This window comes from Pseudomonas sp. YQ_5, assembly GCF_043103305.1.
GTDB lineage: Bacteria > Pseudomonadota > Gammaproteobacteria > Pseudomonadales > Pseudomonadaceae > Aquipseudomonas > Aquipseudomonas putida_Y.
In genome coordinates this window covers 22859-39970 of the sequence record NZ_JBICJS010000112.1, presented here as the reverse complement: position 1 = coordinate 39970, position 17112 = coordinate 22859, and the positions used below count along the sequence as shown (strand labels likewise).

General features: G+C 63.2%; 15 protein-coding genes. 6 read left to right on the top strand and 9 right to left on the bottom strand.

Annotation, left to right across the window (positions count from 1 at the left end):
• The 4 genes from mutL to ACF8EA_RS24635 are packed head-to-tail and all read right to left on the bottom strand — an operon-like array spanning position 1 to position 4662.
• Positions 1 to 1899, bottom strand: a complete 1899-nt coding sequence (gene mutL / locus ACF8EA_RS24650) for a DNA mismatch repair endonuclease MutL (protein WP_021783875.1) — start codon at positions 1897 to 1899, stop codon at positions 1 to 3.
• Positions 1899 to 3329: an N-acetylmuramoyl-L-alanine amidase gene (locus ACF8EA_RS24645; RefSeq protein WP_392523571.1), complete on the bottom strand. Its 1431-nt coding sequence runs from the start codon at positions 3327 to 3329 to the stop codon at positions 1899 to 1901. The genes mutL and ACF8EA_RS24645 overlap by 1 nt, the downstream gene beginning before the upstream one ends.
• 11 nt (positions 3330 to 3340) lie before the next feature.
• Positions 3341 to 3814 (bottom strand): tRNA (adenosine(37)-N6)-threonylcarbamoyltransferase complex ATPase subunit type 1 TsaE, encoded by a 474-nt coding sequence (gene tsaE / locus ACF8EA_RS24640; protein WP_003249523.1) that lies wholly within the window; start codon positions 3812 to 3814, stop codon positions 3341 to 3343.
• Positions 3802 to 4662 (bottom strand): NAD(P)H-hydrate dehydratase, encoded by an 861-nt coding sequence (locus ACF8EA_RS24635; protein ID WP_028698113.1) that lies wholly within the window; start codon positions 4660 to 4662, stop codon positions 3802 to 3804. The genes tsaE and ACF8EA_RS24635 overlap by 13 nt, the downstream gene beginning before the upstream one ends.
• Positions 4663 to 4727: 65 nt before the next feature.
• Between ACF8EA_RS24635 and queG the strand changes: the two genes are divergently transcribed.
• On the top strand, positions 4728 to 5792 hold the full coding sequence (queG, locus tag ACF8EA_RS24630) for a tRNA epoxyqueuosine(34) reductase QueG (RefSeq protein ID WP_392523570.1): 1065 nt from the start codon (positions 4728 to 4730) through the stop codon (positions 5790 to 5792).
• A 131-nt stretch (positions 5793 to 5923) separates the two neighbouring features.
• On the opposite strand, the gene ACF8EA_RS24625 is transcribed toward queG, so the two are convergent.
• Both ACF8EA_RS24625 and orn read right to left on the bottom strand, forming a co-directional pair.
• A complete protein-coding gene (locus ACF8EA_RS24625; protein ID WP_392523568.1) occupies positions 5924 to 6535 on the bottom strand; it encodes a trimeric intracellular cation channel family protein in 612 nt (203 codons plus the stop codon).
• Positions 6536 to 6626: 91 nt separating this feature from the next.
• A complete protein-coding gene (orn, locus tag ACF8EA_RS24620; protein ID WP_021783870.1) occupies positions 6627 to 7169 on the bottom strand; it encodes an oligoribonuclease in 543 nt (180 codons plus the stop codon).
• A 151-nt stretch (positions 7170 to 7320) separates the two neighbouring features.
• On the opposite strand from orn, the gene rsgA reads away from it, so the two are divergent.
• A complete protein-coding gene (gene rsgA, locus ACF8EA_RS24615; protein ID WP_031322455.1) occupies positions 7321 to 8340 on the top strand; it encodes a small ribosomal subunit biogenesis GTPase RsgA in 1020 nt (339 codons plus the stop codon).
• Positions 8341 to 8656: 316 nt separating this feature from the next.
• Here the strand turns inward: rsgA and motB are convergent, their stop codons facing one another.
• Together motB and motA are read right to left on the bottom strand one after the other, a co-directional pair.
• Positions 8657 to 9685 (bottom strand): flagellar motor protein MotB, encoded by a 1029-nt coding sequence (gene motB / locus ACF8EA_RS24610; RefSeq protein ID WP_021783869.1) that lies wholly within the window; start codon positions 9683 to 9685, stop codon positions 8657 to 8659.
• Positions 9686 to 9688: 3 nt separating this feature from the next.
• Positions 9689 to 10540 (bottom strand): flagellar motor stator protein MotA, encoded by an 852-nt coding sequence (gene motA / locus ACF8EA_RS24605; protein WP_003249507.1) that lies wholly within the window; start codon positions 10538 to 10540, stop codon positions 9689 to 9691.
• 130 nt (positions 10541 to 10670) lie between these two features.
• Between motA and ACF8EA_RS24600 the strand changes: the two genes are divergently transcribed.
• The 3 genes from ACF8EA_RS24600 to asd are packed head-to-tail and all read left to right on the top strand — an operon-like array spanning position 10671 to position 13933.
• On the top strand, positions 10671 to 12206 hold the full coding sequence (locus ACF8EA_RS24600; protein WP_392523567.1) for an HDOD domain-containing protein: 1536 nt from the start codon (positions 10671 to 10673) through the stop codon (positions 12204 to 12206).
• Between the two features lie 44 nt (positions 12207 to 12250).
• Positions 12251 to 13060, top strand: coding sequence for a rhodanese-like domain-containing protein (locus ACF8EA_RS24595; RefSeq protein ID WP_021783867.1), 810 nt, complete (start codon positions 12251 to 12253; stop codon positions 13058 to 13060).
• A gap of 9 nt (positions 13061 to 13069) precedes the next feature.
• The gene (gene asd / locus ACF8EA_RS24590) at positions 13070 to 13933 is read left to right on the top strand and encodes an archaetidylserine decarboxylase (RefSeq protein WP_101196350.1); all 864 of its coding nucleotides are present in this window, start codon (positions 13070 to 13072) and stop codon (positions 13931 to 13933) included.
• Between the two features lie 301 nt (positions 13934 to 14234).
• Here asd and serB read toward each other — a convergent pair whose 3' ends face one another.
• On the bottom strand, positions 14235 to 15449 hold the full coding sequence (gene serB / locus ACF8EA_RS24585; protein ID WP_392523566.1) for a phosphoserine phosphatase SerB: 1215 nt from the start codon (positions 15447 to 15449) through the stop codon (positions 14235 to 14237).
• Between the two features lie 134 nt (positions 15450 to 15583).
• On the opposite strand from serB, the gene ACF8EA_RS24580 reads away from it, so the two are divergent.
• The gene (locus ACF8EA_RS24580) at positions 15584 to 17044 is read left to right on the top strand and encodes a histidine kinase (RefSeq protein WP_392523564.1); all 1461 of its coding nucleotides are present in this window, start codon (positions 15584 to 15586) and stop codon (positions 17042 to 17044) included.
• The last annotated feature ends 68 nt before the right edge of the window (positions 17045 to 17112 follow it).

Below are 17112 nucleotides of genomic sequence, written 5' to 3'. Positions count from 1 at the left end.
TCATCGACCGCGCAGGAAAAGTTTGTCCAGATCGTCCAGGCCCATCTGGGTCCAGGTAGGACGGCCATGGTTGCACTGGCCGCTGCGCTCGGTGTTTTCCATATCGCGCAGCAGGGCGTTCATCTCGGGAATTGCCAGGCGCCGGTTGGCGCGCACGGCACCGTGGCAGGCCATGGTACCGAGCAGTTCGTTGAGGTGCGCCTGAATGCGATCACTGGTGCCGTACTCCATAAGGTCGGCAAGCACGTCCTGCACCAGGCGATTGGCTTCGGCTTGCTTGAGCAAGGCCGGGATCTGGCGAATCGCCAAGGTCTCGGGGCCCAGGCGCTGCAATTCGAAGCCCAGGCGCTGGAACCACTGGGCATGCTCTTCGGCACAGTCGGCTTCACGCTGGCTAAGGGCGAGGGTTTCCGGCACCAGTAGCGGCTGGCCGCTCAGGCCCTCGCTGGCCATGGCCACTTTGAGGCGCTCGTACATTATCCGCTCGTGGGCGGCGTGCATATCCACCAGCACCAGGCCAACAGCATTCTCGGCCAGGATGTAGATGCCCTTGAGCTGCGCCAGTGCGTAGCCTAGCGGGGGAATGTCGCCCTGGCTTTCGGGCAGGGCCGTCGCAGGCGCTGCACCGGTTTCCAGTGGCTTGTAGAACTCGCGATACACCGCCTGTGCCTCTGCGGCCGGCAGCGGCTGCGAGGGACGTGGGGTGTATTGATACTGGTAACCGGCGCCACTGCCACCATTGGAAAACGACTGCTGCGGGGCTCGAGGCTGTTCTAGCACCGGCGAGGCCAGGCGCATTTCACCCTGGGGCCCGAACTCACCGGCCTGCTGGCCAGTGGGGCGAACCAGCTCAGGCACCGCCGCAGGTGCGGCCAGCTGGTCTTCCGGGCGCACGTCGGCCAAGGCACGGTGCAAGGTGCCGTACAGGAAGTCGTGCACCGAGCGCCCTTCACGGAATCGCACTTCATGCTTGGTAGGGTGCACGTTCACATCGACGCCGTTGGGCTCCAGCTCCAGGAACAGCACGAACGTAGGGTGGCGGCCGTTGAACAGCACGTCCCGGTAAGCCTGACGCACAGCATGGGCGACCAGTTTGTCGCGCACTGCCCGGCCATTGACGAAGAAGTACTGCAGGTCAGCCTGGCTGCGCGAGAACGTCGGCAAACCGACCCAGCCCCAAAGGCGCAGGCCGTTGCGCTCCACGTCGATCGGCAGCGCCTGCTCCATGAAGCCAGGGCCACAGATGGCACCCACCCTCCGCGCACGGGCGACTTCGTCGTGGGCCTCGTGCAGGCTAAGGATGCTCTTGCCGTTGTGGCGCAGGTGGAAGGCGACATCGAAACGGGCCAGCGCCAGCCGGCGGATCACTTCCTGCAAGTGATCGAATTCGGTTTTCTCGGCCTTGAGGAACTTGCGCCGGGCCGGGGTATTGAAGAACAAATCGCGCACTTCCACCGAAGTACCGACCGGGTGCGCCGCCGGCTGCACCCGCGGCGTCATGTCGCGACCTTCGGTTTCTACTTGCCAGGCCTCGCTGGCACTGGCGGTACGCGAGGTCAGGGTCAGGCGCGCCACCGAACTGATCGAGGCCAAAGCCTCGCCACGGAAACCCAGGCTCAATACCCCTTCAAGGTCTTCCAGCTCGCGGATCTTGCTGGTGGCGTGGCGGGCCAGGGCCAGCGGCAGGTCGTCGGCAGAAATGCCGCTGCCATCGTCCCGCACCTTCAGCAGTTTGACGCCGCCCTGCTCTACTTCCACATCGATGCGCCGGGCACCGGAGTCCAGGCTGTTTTCCAGCAGCTCCTTGGCTACAGATGCCGGGCGCTCCACAACCTCGCCGGCAGCAATCTGGTTGGCCAGCCGCGGGCTGAGCAGCTGAATTCGCGAACCGCCACTCATTATTGCGCGGCCAAGGTTGTGGCGGGCACGTCGAGGCGCTGACCAACCTTCAGCTCATCGGTCTTCAGCTTGTTGGTGCTGCGCAGGCTGGCCACACTGACCTGGTAACGCACGGCGAGCATCGCCAGGGTTTCGCCAGGGCGCACGGTGTGTTCACGCGGACCGGCGGCAATCTTGCCGGTGTCACGCAGCCAGGCGATATAGGTGCCAGGTGGCGGGTTCTGCTGGAAGTACTGGTGCACCCCGGTGCGGATCGACCTGGCCAGAGCCTGCTGGTGGCTGGATGAGGCCAGCTTGGCGGCTTCGTTGTTGTTCGAGATGAACCCGGTTTCAACGAGGATCGACGGGATGTCTGGCGACTTAAGCACCATGAAACCGGCCTGTTCAACGCGCTGCTTGTGCAACGAGGTGACGCGCCCCATGTTGCCCAATACCTTTTGCCCCACGTTGAGGCTGGAACTGAGCGTAGCTGTCATCGACAGATCAAGCAGCACACCAGCGAGCATGCGGTCCTTGTCGTCGAGGCTGACATTACCCGCACCACCGATCAGGTCGGAGCGGTTTTCCGTGTCGGCCAGCCAGCGCGCAGTCTCGGAGGTGGCGCCACGATCGGACAGGGCGAACACCGAGGCGCCAAAGGCTGCGCGCGACGGGGCCGCATCGGCGTGAATCGAAATGAACAGGTCGGCGCCTTTCTTGCGGGCGATTTCCGTACGCTTGCGCAGCGGGATGAAGTAATCGCCGGTGCGGGTCAGCTCAGCACGGAAACCTTTTTCGCTGTTGATCTGACGCTGCAGTTCTTTGGCGATTTGCAACACGATGTCTTTCTCGTGCTGGCCACGCGAGCCAGAAGCGCCAGGGTCTTCGCCGCCATGCCCGGCATCGATGGCAACCACGATGTCACGCTTGCCACTAGGTACCGGTGGCAGCTTGATCGCCGGCCGGGCCGGCGTCACTGGCACCGCCGGCGTGGTCGCAGGCGTTTGCACAGGTGCCCGTGCTGGCGGTGGCGCGCTGGCCGCGATAGCGTCAGCTTCCTGGTCATACAGATCGACCACCAAGCGGTTGCCGTACTGTGCATTGGGCGCCAAGGTGAAGCTTTTCGGGGTTACCGACTTTTTCAGGTCGATCACAACCCGAAGGTCGGTTGGCGTACGCTGGGCCGAACGCACATTGCTTATCGGCGTGTTGGAGGTAGCCACATTCAGTGGCGCGGCCAGTGTTGCGCCATTGATGTCGATGACCAGGCGATCGGGTGCGCTCAGGGTGAAGACACTGTGCTGCACAGGGCCAGACAGGTCGAAAACCAGCCGCGTGTTGTCCGGTGCGCGCCACAGGCGCATGCTCTTGACTTGAGTGACGGCCAGAGCGTCAACGGTCACCGTTGTCAGCAGCAGCCCAACGATGGCGACCAGTGCGCGTATGCGCATACCTACCCCACTTACTGTTTATAGTGTTCGGCCAGTGCCACGCACCAGGCCTCGCCGCGAGCCCCCTGCGGCGAAAGGTTCAGCGAGCGTCCACTCGCTTGGGGGCTTATGGTAATGGTCAGGTCAGGCTTTGGCAAAACGCCCGCACCCTTTTGTGGCCATTCGAACAAGCACAGCGGGTCGCCTTCGAAATAGTCACGAATGCCCATGAACTCAAGCTCCTCCGGGTCGACCAGGCGATACAGGTCGAAGTGAAAGGCTCGGACCTCGCCGATTTCATAGGGTTCGACCACGGTGAATGTCGGGCTTTTCACAGCACCAGTATGGCCCAGACCGCGGATCAGGCCACGCGACAGGGTAGTTTTACCCGCACCCAGGTCGCCTTCAAGGAAAATCACGCCGCGACCACCGGTCACCTCGGCCAGTGCTGCACCGAATTTGACCGTGGCCTCTTCATCGGCCAGAAACAGATTTAAGCCAGACACGCAGAATGCTCCTCCAACAACTCACGAATGACCGGCGCCAGATCACTGGCCGCCAGGCCTCTACCTTTTATCCCAAGGCGCTCGCCGGCACAGGCGTGCAACCACACCCCCAGACAACCCGCGCCCCAGGCATCCAGGCCTTGGGCCACCAGTGCCGCCAGCACGCCAGTCAGCACATCGCCCAGACCGGCGCCGGCCATCGCCGGGTGCCCACGCTCGCACACCGCCAGCTGGCCGCTTGGGGCTGCCACCAGTGTGCCGGCACCTTTGAGTACACAGACGCTGTTATAACGGCGCGCCAGCTTGCGCGCAGCGCCAGGGCGGTCGGCCTGCACCGCCTCGGTGGAAATACCCAGCAGCCGCGCCGCCTCCCCCGGGTGCGGGGTAAGTATGCTGCCACTGGGCAGGGCCAGCGGGGTGCGCGCCAGCAAATTCAAGGCATCGGCATCCCACACTTGCGGCCGCTGGGCGTTGGCCACCGCCGACAACAGGCTGCAGCCCCACGCCGCCTGCCCCAGGCCGGGCCCGACCACCAGTACCGAGGCGCGCTCCAGCACGCCCATCAGCTGGTTGGCCGAACGGACACCCAGGCACATGACTTCGGGCAGGCGCGCCAGGCTGGCCGACACGTGCTCGGGCCGGGTTGCCACGCTGACCAGCCCGGCGCCGCAACGCAGGGCGGCTTCGGCGCTGAGCAATACAGCGCCACCGGTACCAAGGTCGCCACCGACCACCAGTACATGGCCAAAGTCGCCTTTGTGGGCGTGCGCATGCCGTGCCGGCAGGCGGGCAACTGTCACGCTGCTGAGCAATTGAGGGGCATTACTGGGGTGTTTGGTCTGTGGCATGGGGTCAAAGGCTCCAATGTCTGGCAGAATTATACGCACCTGAGCCCGTATTGCCTTGCCCATCCATGTCCGCCTCCACACCTGACCTCGCCCAACTGGCCCAATCGATCAAGATGTGGGGCCAGGAACTCGGTTTTGCCCATGTTGGCATCGCCGGGGTCGACCTTGGCGAACACGAACACCACCTGCAGCGTTGGCTCGACGCCGGCTATCAGGGTGAAATGGAATACCTGGGCGCCCACGGCAGCAAAAGGTCACACCCCGACCAACTGATCCCCGGCACGGTACGCGTGGTCTCGCTACGTATGGACTACCTGCCCGGCGACACGCAGATGGCGCAGCGCCTGGCCCAGCCCGAGAAGGCCTACGTGTCACGCTACGCGCTTGGCCGGGACTACCACAAGCTGGTGCGCAAGCGCGTGCAGTTCCTCGCCGACCGCATCCAGGAAGCCATCGGCCCGTTCGGCTACCGTGCCTTCGTGGACAGCGCCCCGGTACTGGAAAAAGCCCTGGCCGAACAGGCCGGGCTGGGCTGGATCGGCAAGAACACGCTGTTGCTCAACCGCAAGGCGGGTAGCTATTTCTTCCTTGCCGAGCTGTTCGTCGACCTGCCGCTGCCGGTGGACGAAGCCACCACCAGCGAACACTGCGGGCGTTGCCAGGCCTGTCTGGACATCTGCCCGACACAGGCGTTTGTCGGCCCTTATGTGCTGGATGCGCGACGCTGCATCTCGTACCTGACCATCGAGCTGAGGGGCGCGATCCCTGTCGAGTTACGCGCAAAGATGGGCAACCGGGTATTCGGTTGCGACGACTGTCAGATCGTCTGCCCGTGGAACCGCTTTGCCAAGCACAGCCAGGAGCAGGATTTCCAGCCACGGCATGGGCTGGAAAATACCGACCTGGCGGCGATGTTCCTGTGGGATGAACGCACCTTCCTGCGCAAGACCGAGGGCGGGCCTTTGCGGCGGGCGGGGTACGAGCGTTTTTTGCGCAACCTGGCGGTAGGGTTGGGCAATGCGCCGTCGACGATTCCGGTGATCGAGGCGCTGAAGGCCCGGCGTGACGATGAATCGGATCTGGTGCGCGAGCATGTGGAATGGGCGCTGGCCCGACACGACATTTCCTAGCCACACAATCTTTGTAGGAGCGGGTTCACCCGCGAATGCTGTGGCAGTGGCAAAATTGAACGCCTGGTAGAAATTGGCCGACAGGCCCGGCCCTATCGCGGGTAAACCCGCTCCTACAGGGCTGCATCAGCCTATTGCTGGTCGTTGTAGTGGAACTTGGGCATTTCCCAGTGGAAGCGGATTGCCAACAGGCGCACCAGGAAGCCGCCAAACAGTGTGAGCAACATCGCCTGTTCTGCCGGCACCTTGAAATACACGCAAACCAGATAAAACCAGGCTGCCGCAAACGACACGCTGGCATACAGCTCTCGGCGGAACACCAGCGGGATGTCGTTGCAGAAGATATCCCGCAGGATCCCGCCAAACACCCCGGTGACCACCCCGCTGATCGACGCCACCAGCATGCCCTGCCCCATCTCCAGCGCCGTCATGCAGCCAATCAGGGTAAATGCCACCAGCCCCAGGGCATCGAGCACCAGGAACAGCGAGCGAAGGCGGCGCATCATTGGCGCAATGAAAATGGTCAGCAGCGCCGCAAAACTGGTCAGCACCAGGTACTCAGGGTGCTTCACCCAGGTCAGCGGGTAGTGCCCGAGCAGCACATCACGCACCGAGCCGCCCCCAAGCGCAGTAACGCAGGCGATCAGCACCACGCCAAACCAGTCCATGCCGCGACGCCCGGCAGACAGCGCGCCAGTCATGGCTTCGGCGGTAATGGCGATAAGGTAGAGCATCAGCAACATGGTGCGGGTCCGTGCAGGAAAGGCGCGCAGTCTAACCAGTTGCCCAAGGCACCAAAAGGGGGCGCAGATACAATATCTGCGCCGTTTTGAATCACAACTTGATGAAGTGCTCGCGATAGTGACGCAATTCGGCGATCGATTCGCGGATATCGTCCAGCGCCAGGTGGGTATTGCCCTTCTTGAAGCTGTCACGCACGTTCGGCGCCCAGCGCGCGGCCAGTTCCTTCAGCGTAGAGACATCCAGGTTGCGGTAGTGGAAGTAGTTTTCCAGGTTGCGCATGTGACGGTAGAGGAAACGACGATCCTGGCAAATGCTGTTGCCGCAGATCGGCGACTTGCCTTTAGGCACCCACTGCTCAAGGAAGGCGATGGTCTGTGCCTCGGCTTCGGCCATGCTGATCTTGCTCTCGCGCACGCGCTGGGTCAGCCCCGAAGCACCATGGGTACGGGTATTCCACTCGTCCATGCGCGCCAGCACTTCGTCACTGTGGTGGATGGCGATCACCGGCCCTTCGGCCAAGGTGTTCAGCTCGCTGTCAGTGACGATGGTGGCCATTTCGATGATGACATCGCTGTCCGGATCCAGGCCGGTCATTTCCAGGTCGATCCAGATCAGGTTCTGTGGGTTTTGCATGCAGGGGCTCCTCATATAGGCGATCATATTAGCCTAGTGGCCAAGGCACGCCCATTCACGACATAAAGCTGGGCGGAATAGTCCAGCGGCTGGCGTGCTAAACTGCGTGCCGTTTTCAATGCCCACGCCGGGCCTCTCTTACGGTACCTTCATGGCCAAACGCCAGCTCAATCGCCGCCAAAACTGGCGGATCGAAAAAATCCAGGGTGAGCGCGCCGCTCGCGCGGCCAAACGCGAGCAGCATGCACTGCAGGAACTGGAGGGTGGCGACCTGGGGCCGGAGCAACTTGGCCTGGTGATCGCACACTTCGGCGTACAGGTAGAAGTGGAAGCCCAGGACGGCGACACCGCGGGCCAGGTGTTCCGCTGTCACTTGCGTGCCAACCTGCCAGCACTGGTCACCGGCGACCGCGTGGTATGGCGTGCGGGCAACCAGGGCATTGGCGTGATCGTGGCACAGATGCCACGCAGCACCGAATTGTGCCGGCCGAACAACCATGGCCAGCTCAAGCCCGTGGCTGCCAACGTCGACCTGATCGTGATCGTGTTCGCCCCGGCGCCGGAACCACACCCGAACCTGATCGACCGCTATCTGGTAGCGGCCGAGCACGCCGGCCTGCGCCCGCTGCTGCTGCTGAACAAGGCCGACCTGATCAACGACGAGAACGGCCCCGGCCTGCATGCGCTGCTGGAGGTCTACCGCGAGCTGGGTTACCCACTGCTGGAAGTATCGGCACATCAGGGCGACGGCATGCAGCGCCTGCAGCAGCTCCTTGACGGCCACATCAGTGTGTTCGTCGGCCAGTCAGGGGTAGGCAAGTCGTCGCTGGTCAACAGCCTGCTGCCGGACGCCGGCACCCGTGTCGGAGACCTGTCGGAATGGTCTGGCCAGGGTACTCACACCACCACCACGGCGCGGCTGTACCACTTCCCCAACGGCGGCGACCTGATCGACTCGCCGGGCATTCGCGAGTTCGGCCTTGGCCATGTCAGCCGCGACGACGTGGAAGATGGCTTCATCGAGTTTCGCGACTTGTTCGGCACCTGCCGCTTCCGCGACTGCAAGCATGACCGCGAACCGGGCTGCGCGCTGCTCAAGGCACTGGAAGAGGGGCGCATCAAGCCGCAGCGCATGAACAGCTATCGCTCGATCATCGCCAGCCTGACCTGAAACAGCTACTCTCGCCGTGGCATTTGCGCTGCCGGTGAGATCGAGCGCCGCCCGCGCGGCGCATCGCGAGCTGCGCTCGCTCCTACGTTTGTTTCGGGCCAATCATTCCTGTGGGATTTGTGCGCGAATGCCTTGGCGCATGTCTCGATATCGCGTGGTACAAGCAGGCGGTCGCGCGCGCCTGTCACTGGCGTTACTGGCCCGAAACAAACGTAGGAGCGAGCGCAGCTCGCGATGCGCCGCGCGGGCGGCGCTCGATCTCACCGGCGCTTCAACCTTTCCGCCAACCCCCTGTCAGCCCTGATGCCGCCAGGACCTACTGCTCCTTGGCGTCATCCATCTTAAGCGTACCCTCTTCGAAGATGTTCAGCTTCTGGCGCAGTTCACGCGGCTGCATCGGCGCCTGTTCGCTCTGCGCAGCCGGTGCCGAAGCCCCTGGCGCCGCGTCACCGGCTGGCGGTGCAGCGGGCTCGGCGGCCGGAGCTTGTGGCGTACCCTGCTCACCCTCGATATTGCGCTGGGCTTTCTTGGTCAGCACGATGATGTCGATGCGCCGATTGACCGGGTTGAACGGGTCCTTGCGGTCGAACAGCGATGACGAGGCGTAACCCACCACCCGCGCCACCTGGCTGTCCGGGTAACCACCCGCCACCAGAGCACGACGTGCGGCGTTGGCGCGGTTGGCCGACAGCTCCCAGTTACCGTACTCACCGGTGCCAGCATACGGCTTGGCATCGGTGTGGCCGCTGATGCTGATCTTGTTAGGCACCGCCTTGATGGTATCGGCCATGGCCAGCAGGATATCTTCGAAGTATGGCTGCAGGCGCGCGCTACCAATATCGAACATCGGCCGGTTCTCGGCATCCATGATCTGGATGCGCAGGCCGTCCTGGGTGATCTCGAACAGGATCTGATCCTTGAACTTCTGCAACTGTGGATTCTCTTCCACCTTGTTCTGCAGTTCCTGCAGCAACAGCTCCAGACGCTCACGCTCCACCTGCTCGGCCATGGTCTCGACCTGGTCCTTGCTCAGCTGTGTGGTGGACTCCTGCGTCGGTTCGGCCTTCACTTCCGGGTTGATGGTCTTCTCCGGCGCCAGCTCAGGCGAACCGCCCAGGTCGATGACGTAGGGCGTGCCGCTTTCCGAGAAACCGATCGGGTCCTTGAAGTAGCCGGCAATGGCGATCTTCTGCTCTGGCGTGGCCGTGGACAACAGCCACAGCACCAGGAAGAACGCCATCATCGCGGTGGCGAAGTCGGCAAAGGCGATTTTCCAGGCGCCACCATGGTGGCCGCCGCCAAAGCGCTTTACGCGCTTGACGATGATGGGCTGATTGTTCTCCATGACTCAGCGACCGCGAACCGCTTGTTCCAGTTCGGCGAAGCTTGGGCGATGCTTGGGATACAGCACCTTGCGCCCGAACTCGACTGCAAGCGAAGGTGGCATGCCCGAGGCGGAGGCGACCAGCGAGGCCTTGATCGATTCGTAGAGGTTCAGCTCTTCCTTGGCATCGTGTTCCAGGCACTTGGCCAAAGGACCGAAGAAACCGTAAGCCGCCAGAATACCGAAGAAGGTACCCACCAGCGCCGCACCTACGTGCATGCCGATGGCGGCCTGGTCGCCATCGCCCAGCGAGGCCATGGTCACCACGATACCCAGTACCGCCGCAACGATACCGAAGCCGGGCATACCGTCGGCAATGCCGGTCACCGCATGGGACGGGTGCTCCAGCTCTTCTTTCATGCTCAGCAGTTCCATGTCGAACAGGCCCTCGAGCTCGTGCGGGGCCATGTTGCCGGTGGACATGATGCGCAGGTAGTCACAGACGAACGCAGTCATGCGCTCATCGGCCAGTACCGTCGGGTACTTGGCGAAGATCGGGCTGGCAGCGGCGTCCTCGATGTCGGCCTCGATGGCCATCATGCCTTCGCGACGGCTCTTGTTGAGGATTTCGTAAACAAGGCCCAACACCTCCAGGTAGAAGGCATGGCTGAAGCGCGAGCCGAACATCTTCATCGACTTCTTGATGACATGCATGGTCATGTGGCCAGGGTTGGCCTGCAGGAATGCACCAAAGGCCGCACCGCCGATGATCAGTACTTCGAACGGCTGGATAAGGGCTGCGATCTTGCCGTGGGAGAGTACGTAGCCGCCGAGCACGCTCGCGAATACGACGATGATGCCGATAATTTTAGCCATAGGTTCAAAGCACTTGCTGTCGTGGTCAGGGGAAGAGACGGGAGCTTTAAAACTCTTCTTCTACTTATCGGCAGAACTGCGCCAGACTATAGCCACTCAATGCGAAAAGCCAGTTCGGACTGATGTCAAAATGCCAATTGAAACCAAGGTGCCCACTCAGGCCCCGCGTACGCTAGAGGCCTGGGTAAAGCTGCTCGAGAGTGTTCGCATCCCCGTGCCGAAGCACAGCTACGACCGGGTCATGGCTGCCATCCACGATAGCCGCCGCTCGCTGCGCGATATCGCCGAACTGATGCAAGATAGCCCGGCGCTGGTGCTGTCAGTGATGCGCGAAGCCAATCACCCCACCAATGCCAGCCTCGCCGAGCCGGCCGAAAGCCTGGAAGTCGCCCTCAACCGCCTGGGCCTGGAGCGCAGCGAGCAGCTTCTCAAACGCTTGCCGACACTGCCCGTGGAGGAGATTCCGCCGGTACTGTGCCAGTTCCAGATGATCAGCCAGCATGCGGCACAGCAGGCCAGCGGCCTGTTCGCCAGCCGCCTTGCGCGGTTGTGGCAAGAGATTCACTGGGGCAGCCTGCTGTTCCTGTCGCCACTCTGGCCACTGGCACTGGCCTACCCCAAGCTGCTCGACGCCTGGGAACTGCGGGTTATCCACAAAGGTGAAGAAGCCGCCCACGTCGAGGAAGAACTGTTTGGCGTGCGCATCATGGCGCTGTGCCAGACCATAGCCGAGTATTGGCGCCTGCCCCAGTGGGTCACCCAGGGTTATCGCCTGCTGCTGGAAGAGCGCGAGCAACTGGCCAAGGTGCTGAACATTGCCCGCGACGAAGACCTGCTCAGCCAACAGCACCGCCTGGACGCCGAGCCCGGCTTGCGACGCTGGTTCAACCAGCCGGCCAATACCGTGCTGCTGGCCAACAACCTGGCCCTGGCGGCACAGGTCGGCTGGGATAACCCGCACCTGCTGCGCTGGCAACTGCTGACCGCGCTGTACCTGCAAACCTCGCTGGAAGACGTGCAGCAGCAAGTGCACCAGCAGGCGGCCGCCAGTGCCCGCCGCCATGCCCGACATGCCCTGTTCCACCCGGCCGAGGCTTTGATCTGGCCATGGCACCAACGCCGGCCTCACCCGGATATGCTGGCCCCACCCCCGCCCAGCAGCGACGATCTGGCACGCTGGCGCACGCTGTGCCAGCACCTGCTGGCCCAACCCAGCCCGTTCACCAACGCCGTGCACCTGGCCACCCAGGCACAAGAAGCCCTGCTGGCCTGCGGCATGCAACGCATCATGCTGCTTAGCCTGGACAAGGCCAGTGACTACCTGCGCGTGCAGCAAATTGCCGGCCTGCCCAAGGAGGCCGGGGCTTTGGCCCTGCAGGTATCGCAGAACAAGCTGCTGCAAAAGCTGCTGAGTCAGGCCGGGCAACTGCGCATCACACCGGAAAACCACAGCCAGTTCTCGGCGCTGCTGCCCGCTCCGCTGCGCGCTTTGTTTCGCAGCGAGCATGTTCTACTTCGCTCACTGGCTGCGAACGACCAGGTGCTGATGCTGCTGGTGGCCGACCAGGGCTGCCGGCCGATGGCCGATATCAGCGTGCAAGCCTTCGGCAAGACCGCGCAATGCATCGAGCGGGCCTTGTCGGTGTTTACCAACCGCAAAGGTTGAGCCTTGCGCTACAATCGCCTCTCTTTCCACACTGGAGACCGTGGATGACCGACTTTTCCGGCCTGCCCCTGGTGATCGAAGCTGCAGACCTGCTGCCACGCCTGGATTCGCCGCAACTGATCCTGGTCGACCTGAGCAGCGCCAACCGCTATGTCAGCGGGCATATTCCCGGCGCGCACTTTGTCGAAGGCAAGCGCACCCAGCTCGGCCAGCCCCCGGCGCCCGGCCTGCTACCGGCCCTGGGCGAGCTGGAGAAACTGTTCAGCGAACTCGGCCACCGCGCCGATGCCGTGTATGTGGTGTACGACGATGAAGGCGGTGGCTGGGCCGGGCGCTTCATCTGGCTGCTCGATGTCATCGGCCACAAGCGCTACCACTACCTCAATGGCGGTATCCAGGCCTGGCCGGCAGACAAGCTGTCCACCGACGTGCCTGCCAGTGGCAACGCCCCGGTCCGTCTGCACATCGACAGCGCACCCACCGCCACCCGCGAGTACCTGCAAAGCCGTCTGGGCGCCGATGACCTGGTCATCTGGGATGCGCGCGGCCCGCAGGAATTCAGCGGCGAAAAAGTGCTGGCAGCCAAAGGCGGCCACATCCCCGGCGCGATCAACTTCGAGTGGACCGCCGGCATGGATTTCAACGACCACCTGCGCATCCGTCAGGACATCGCTGAAGTACTGGAGAAGCTGGGCATCACCCCCGACAAGGAAGTGATCACCCACTGCCAGACCCACCGCCGCTCCGGTTTCACTTACCTGGTGGCCAAGTCCCTCGGCTACCCACGCGTCAAGGCCTACGCCGGCTCGTGGGGCGAATGGGGCAACCACCCGGACACGCCTGTAGAAGTCTAAGGAACCCCCATGAAATCCCGTCTGTTCATCATCAGCCAGTACCTGCTGCCGCACCACCTGCTGTCGCGGCTGGCCGGCTGCATCGCCGAGTGCCGCGTGCGCTGGTTCAAGAACGCCTTCACCGCATGGTTCGCCAAGCGCTACCAGGTGAACATGAGCGAGGCTCTGGTCGAAGACCTGAGCGCTTACGAGCACTTCAATGCGTTCTTCACCCGCGCCCTGAAGCCAGGCGCCCGCCCACTGGACGAAACCCCAGGCGCCATCCTGTGCCCGGCCGACGGTGCGGTCAGCCAGCTCGGCCCGATCGAGCACGGCCGTATCTTCCAGGCCAAAGGGCACGGATTCAGTGCGCAAGAGCTGCTGGGCGGTGACCCGGCCATGGCCGCGCCGTTCATGGGCGGCGAGTTTGCCACCATCTACCTGTCGCCCAAGGACTACCACCGCGTGCACATGCCGCTGGCCGGTACCCTACGCGAAATGGTCTACGTGCCGGGCCGTCTGTTCTCGGTCAACCAGACCACCGCAGAGAATGTCCCCGAGCTGTTCGCCCGCAACGAGCGCGTGGTCTGCCTGTTCGATACAGAGCGTGGACCAATGGCCGTGGTACTGGTCGGCGCGATGATCGTCGCCTCGATCGAAACGGTATGGGCTGGGCTGGTCACGCCGCCCAAGCGTGAGCTGAAGACCTTCCGTTACGACGAAGCCAGCCGCGGCCCGATCCACCTGGAAAAAGGTGCCGAACTGGGCCGCTTCAAGCTGGGTTCGACCGCCATCGTGCTGTTCGGGCCGGAGCAGGTGAAATGGGCTGAGAGCCTGGGTGCTGGCTCCGCAGTGCGCATGGGGCAACAGTTGGCGGCGCCTGTGCAGGCTTGATTACGGTTTTTGCATTGGGGTGCATGTCGGGGTTTATTTTGCGCCTGTAAGATCGAGCGCCGCCCGCGCGGCGCATCGCGAGCTACGCTCGCTCCTACGTTTGTTTCGGGCCAGTGACGCCTGTGACAGGCGCGCGCGACCGCCTTGTTCGCGCAACACGATATCGCGTCGTGCGCCATAACGTTCGCGCGCAAATCTCTCAGGACTGATTGGCCCGAAACAAACGTAGGAGCGAGCGTAGCTCGCGATGCGCCGCGCGGGCGGCGCTCGATTTCACAGGCACAGAAGATTCGACGACAACCTAGCCACGGGCGTCGCGGTCACGCAGGCCCAGCAGATACAGCACCCCATCCAGCCCCAAGGTGGAAATCGCCTGCTTGGCCGACTGGCGCACCAGCGGCTTGGCACGGAACGCCACACCCAACCCGGCCAGCGACAGCATCGGCAGGTCATTGGCGCCATCACCTACGGCGATGGTCTGCTCCAGTTGCAAGCCTTCTTCACTGGCCAGCTTCTTCAACAATTCAGCCTTGCGCTGGGCATCGACAATCGGCTCAACAGCCACGCCGGTCACCTTGCCATCGACCACTTCAAGCTCATTGGCGAACACATAGTCGATACCCAGGCGCGCCTGCACCTGACGGGCAAAGTAGGTAAAGCCACCGGACAGAATCGCGGTCTTGTATCCCAGGCGCTTGAGCTCAGCAAACAGGTTCTCGGCACCCTCGGTCAGGCGTAGCGATGCCCCGATCTCGTCCAGCACCCCCACGTCCAGGCCCTTGAGCAAAGCCATGCGCTCTTTGAAGCTGGCGCGGAAGTCCAGCTCACCGCGCATGGCGCGCTCGGTGATCGCCGCGACCTGCTCCCCTACCCCCGCCGCCTTGGCCAGCTCGTCGATGACTTCGGCCTCGATCAGCGTGGAGTCCATGTCGAACACCGCCAGCCGGCGGTTGCGGCGGAACAGATCGTCCTTCTGGAAGGCGATGTCGACGCTCAGTTCTTCAGCCAGGGCAAAGAAGTCCGCACGCAGGGCCTGGGCATCGCTCGGCACGCCGCGCACGGAGATCTCGACGGCTGCCTTGCCCTTGTCGAATTCGGCATCCAGTGCCACCCGGGCCGACAGGCGCTCCATGCGCTCGATGGTCAGGCCGTACTGGCTGATCACCGCACTCACCCGCTGCAGCTGCTCGGGAGTGATCTTGCGGCTGAGCAGGGTAACGATGTGGCGCGCTTCGCCATGCCCATCGGCCCAGTGCTGGTAGTCCGCCTCGGAAATCGGCGTGTAACGGGCCTGCAGGTTCAGTTCGTGGGCTTTTGCCTGCACGCTTTGCAGCAGTGCGGTAGCCACTTCGTTGTCCGGGATGTCGACCAGGATGCCAAACGACAAGGTGCCGTGCATGACCGCCAGGCCGATGTCGAGGATACTCACACCGCCCTGCAGCAGGACGCCGGTGATAGCCGCAGTGAGACCGGGACGGTCCTCACCGGTGATGTTGATCAGGACGATTTCGCGCACAACCTGGCTCCGACTTCGATGAAAAATGCGCATTCTACCGATTTTCCATGACCATCGGGCGCCAACGATACTTTGCCGACAAAACCCGGCTCGCTATACTCCCCCCACTTTCATGCCATTAAGAGCCGAGCTCTGTGAACCGGCCCACGCCAGTCAAACCAGACAATTTCTTCCTGATGATCTATCGCGCCCTGAGTCAACGTCGCGTGCCGCTGGCACTGCGCATCGCCTGCACCAACATTTTCCTGGTGGCGCTGGCGCTGGTGATCTACGCCTGCGTAATGGGCCTGCAGTTCAAGCAGGCCATGCATGAGCAGGCCGATGCCCTGGGCCAGAGCCTGACCACTCAGACCGCCACATCGGCAACCGAGCTGCTGGTGTCCAACGACATCCTCAGCCTCAACGTGCTACTGGGCAACCTGGTGAAAAACCCGCTGGTGGCCCATGCGGCAATCTTCAGCGTGGATAACCGCATCCTCGCCGAAGCCGGCCAGCGCCCGCGCAACAGCCTGCTGGGTGAGGCCGAAGGCCTGTACCAGACCAAGATCACGTTCCAGGACGTGACGGCCGGGCAACTGCGCATCAGCCTGGACATGAGCCAGTTTCAGCAGCCGATGCTGATCAGCCTGCAGAGCATGGGCATTCTGGCCGCCATCCTGCTGGCCCTGGCCTTGGCCCTCAGCTTGCGTCAGGGCCGCTTTATCACCCTGCCACTGCTGCAGCTGCGGGTATGGCTGCGCGACCCGCAGCCGTATACCCCGGCGACCGACCGCCAGGACGAAATCGGCGACATCGCCCGCCAGCTGCATGCACGCCTGGCCCCGCCTCCGCCACCAGAGCCGGAGCCGGAGCCCGAGGAAGATGACGAGCAGTTCGACGACCTGCACGCAGCTGCCCCGGCACCCAAAGCCGTGCCGCGCGCCAAGGTTGCCCTGGAAGACGAAGATGACGACGCAGCCTTCGCCGGCCTGCTGGACGATGACACTACACCCAAAGCCCACGCAGAGGTCGAGTCCGACGAGCCCCAGTACAGCGCCGTACTTGCCGTGCAGCTGGGCTCGCAGGAGCAACTGCGCCGCCTGCCACGTACACGCCTGGACGAGCTGACCGAGCGCTACCGCGATTGCCTGGAGCACGCGGCCTCGCTCTACGACGGTGAAACCCACACGCTGAACGACGGCAGCACCCTGGTGCTGTTCCACAGCCGCGAGTGTGGCGAGGACTACCTGACCAACGCCATTTGCTGTGGCGAACTATTGCGTGCCCTGGGCCACGCCCTGCAGATCGAGGTGGCTGATAGCGGCATCACCCTGCAACTGCAGCTAGGCCTGGTATTGGGCAACGACCTGCATGGGCTGGAGCTGGTTGACCTGCTGATTGCCGAGAAAGTCCAGGATGCCCTGGCGCTGTCGCAGCACAGCCGCAACCTGTTGCTGGTAGAACGACAGATCAACGATGACGCCCTGATTCGCCAGCGTGCGCGTATTCGCCCGATCGCCAGCCCCGAAGGCGCGTGCTGTGTGGAGCGGCTCATGGAGCCCTACCCGTCAATGCTGGAACGGCAACTGGCGCGCATGCATGAGCACCGTGCCTGACAGGTATACGCGACATCTACAGCGTATGCCTTAAGTCAGGCAGGTTGCTTTGACTGGCGCAAAATCCA

What these genes read in the sequence shown, in the direction of transcription:
- motA (WP_003249507.1), bottom strand. Translation starts at nt 10,540, where the DNA reads ATGGCTAAAATTATCGGCATCATCGTCGTATTCGCGAGCGTGCTCGGC.
- rsgA (WP_031322455.1), top strand. Translation starts at nt 7,321, where the DNA reads ATGGCCAAACGCCAGCTCAATCGCCGCCAAAACTGGCGGATCGAAAAA.
- ACF8EA_RS24645 (WP_392523571.1), bottom strand. Translation starts at nt 3,329, where the DNA reads ATGCGCATACGCGCACTGGTCGCCATCGTTGGGCTGCTGCTGACAACG.
- queG (WP_392523570.1), top strand. Translation starts at nt 4,728, where the DNA reads ATGTCCGCCTCCACACCTGACCTCGCCCAACTGGCCCAATCGATCAAG.
- mutL (WP_021783875.1), bottom strand. Translation starts at nt 1,899, where the DNA reads ATGAGTGGCGGTTCGCGAATTCAGCTGCTCAGCCCGCGGCTGGCCAAC.
- orn (WP_021783870.1), bottom strand. Translation starts at nt 7,169, where the DNA reads ATGCAAAACCCACAGAACCTGATCTGGATCGACCTGGAAATGACCGGC.
- motB (WP_021783869.1), bottom strand. Translation starts at nt 9,685, where the DNA reads ATGGAGAACAATCAGCCCATCATCGTCAAGCGCGTAAAGCGCTTTGGC.
- asd (WP_101196350.1), top strand. Translation starts at nt 13,070, where the DNA reads ATGAAATCCCGTCTGTTCATCATCAGCCAGTACCTGCTGCCGCACCAC.
- ACF8EA_RS24600 (WP_392523567.1), top strand. Translation starts at nt 10,671, where the DNA reads ATGCCAATTGAAACCAAGGTGCCCACTCAGGCCCCGCGTACGCTAGAG.
- ACF8EA_RS24595 (WP_021783867.1), top strand. Translation starts at nt 12,251, where the DNA reads ATGACCGACTTTTCCGGCCTGCCCCTGGTGATCGAAGCTGCAGACCTG.
- ACF8EA_RS24625 (WP_392523568.1), bottom strand. Translation starts at nt 6,535, where the DNA reads ATGTTGCTGATGCTCTACCTTATCGCCATTACCGCCGAAGCCATGACT.
- ACF8EA_RS24635 (WP_028698113.1), bottom strand. Translation starts at nt 4,662, where the DNA reads ATGCCACAGACCAAACACCCCAGTAATGCCCCTCAATTGCTCAGCAGC.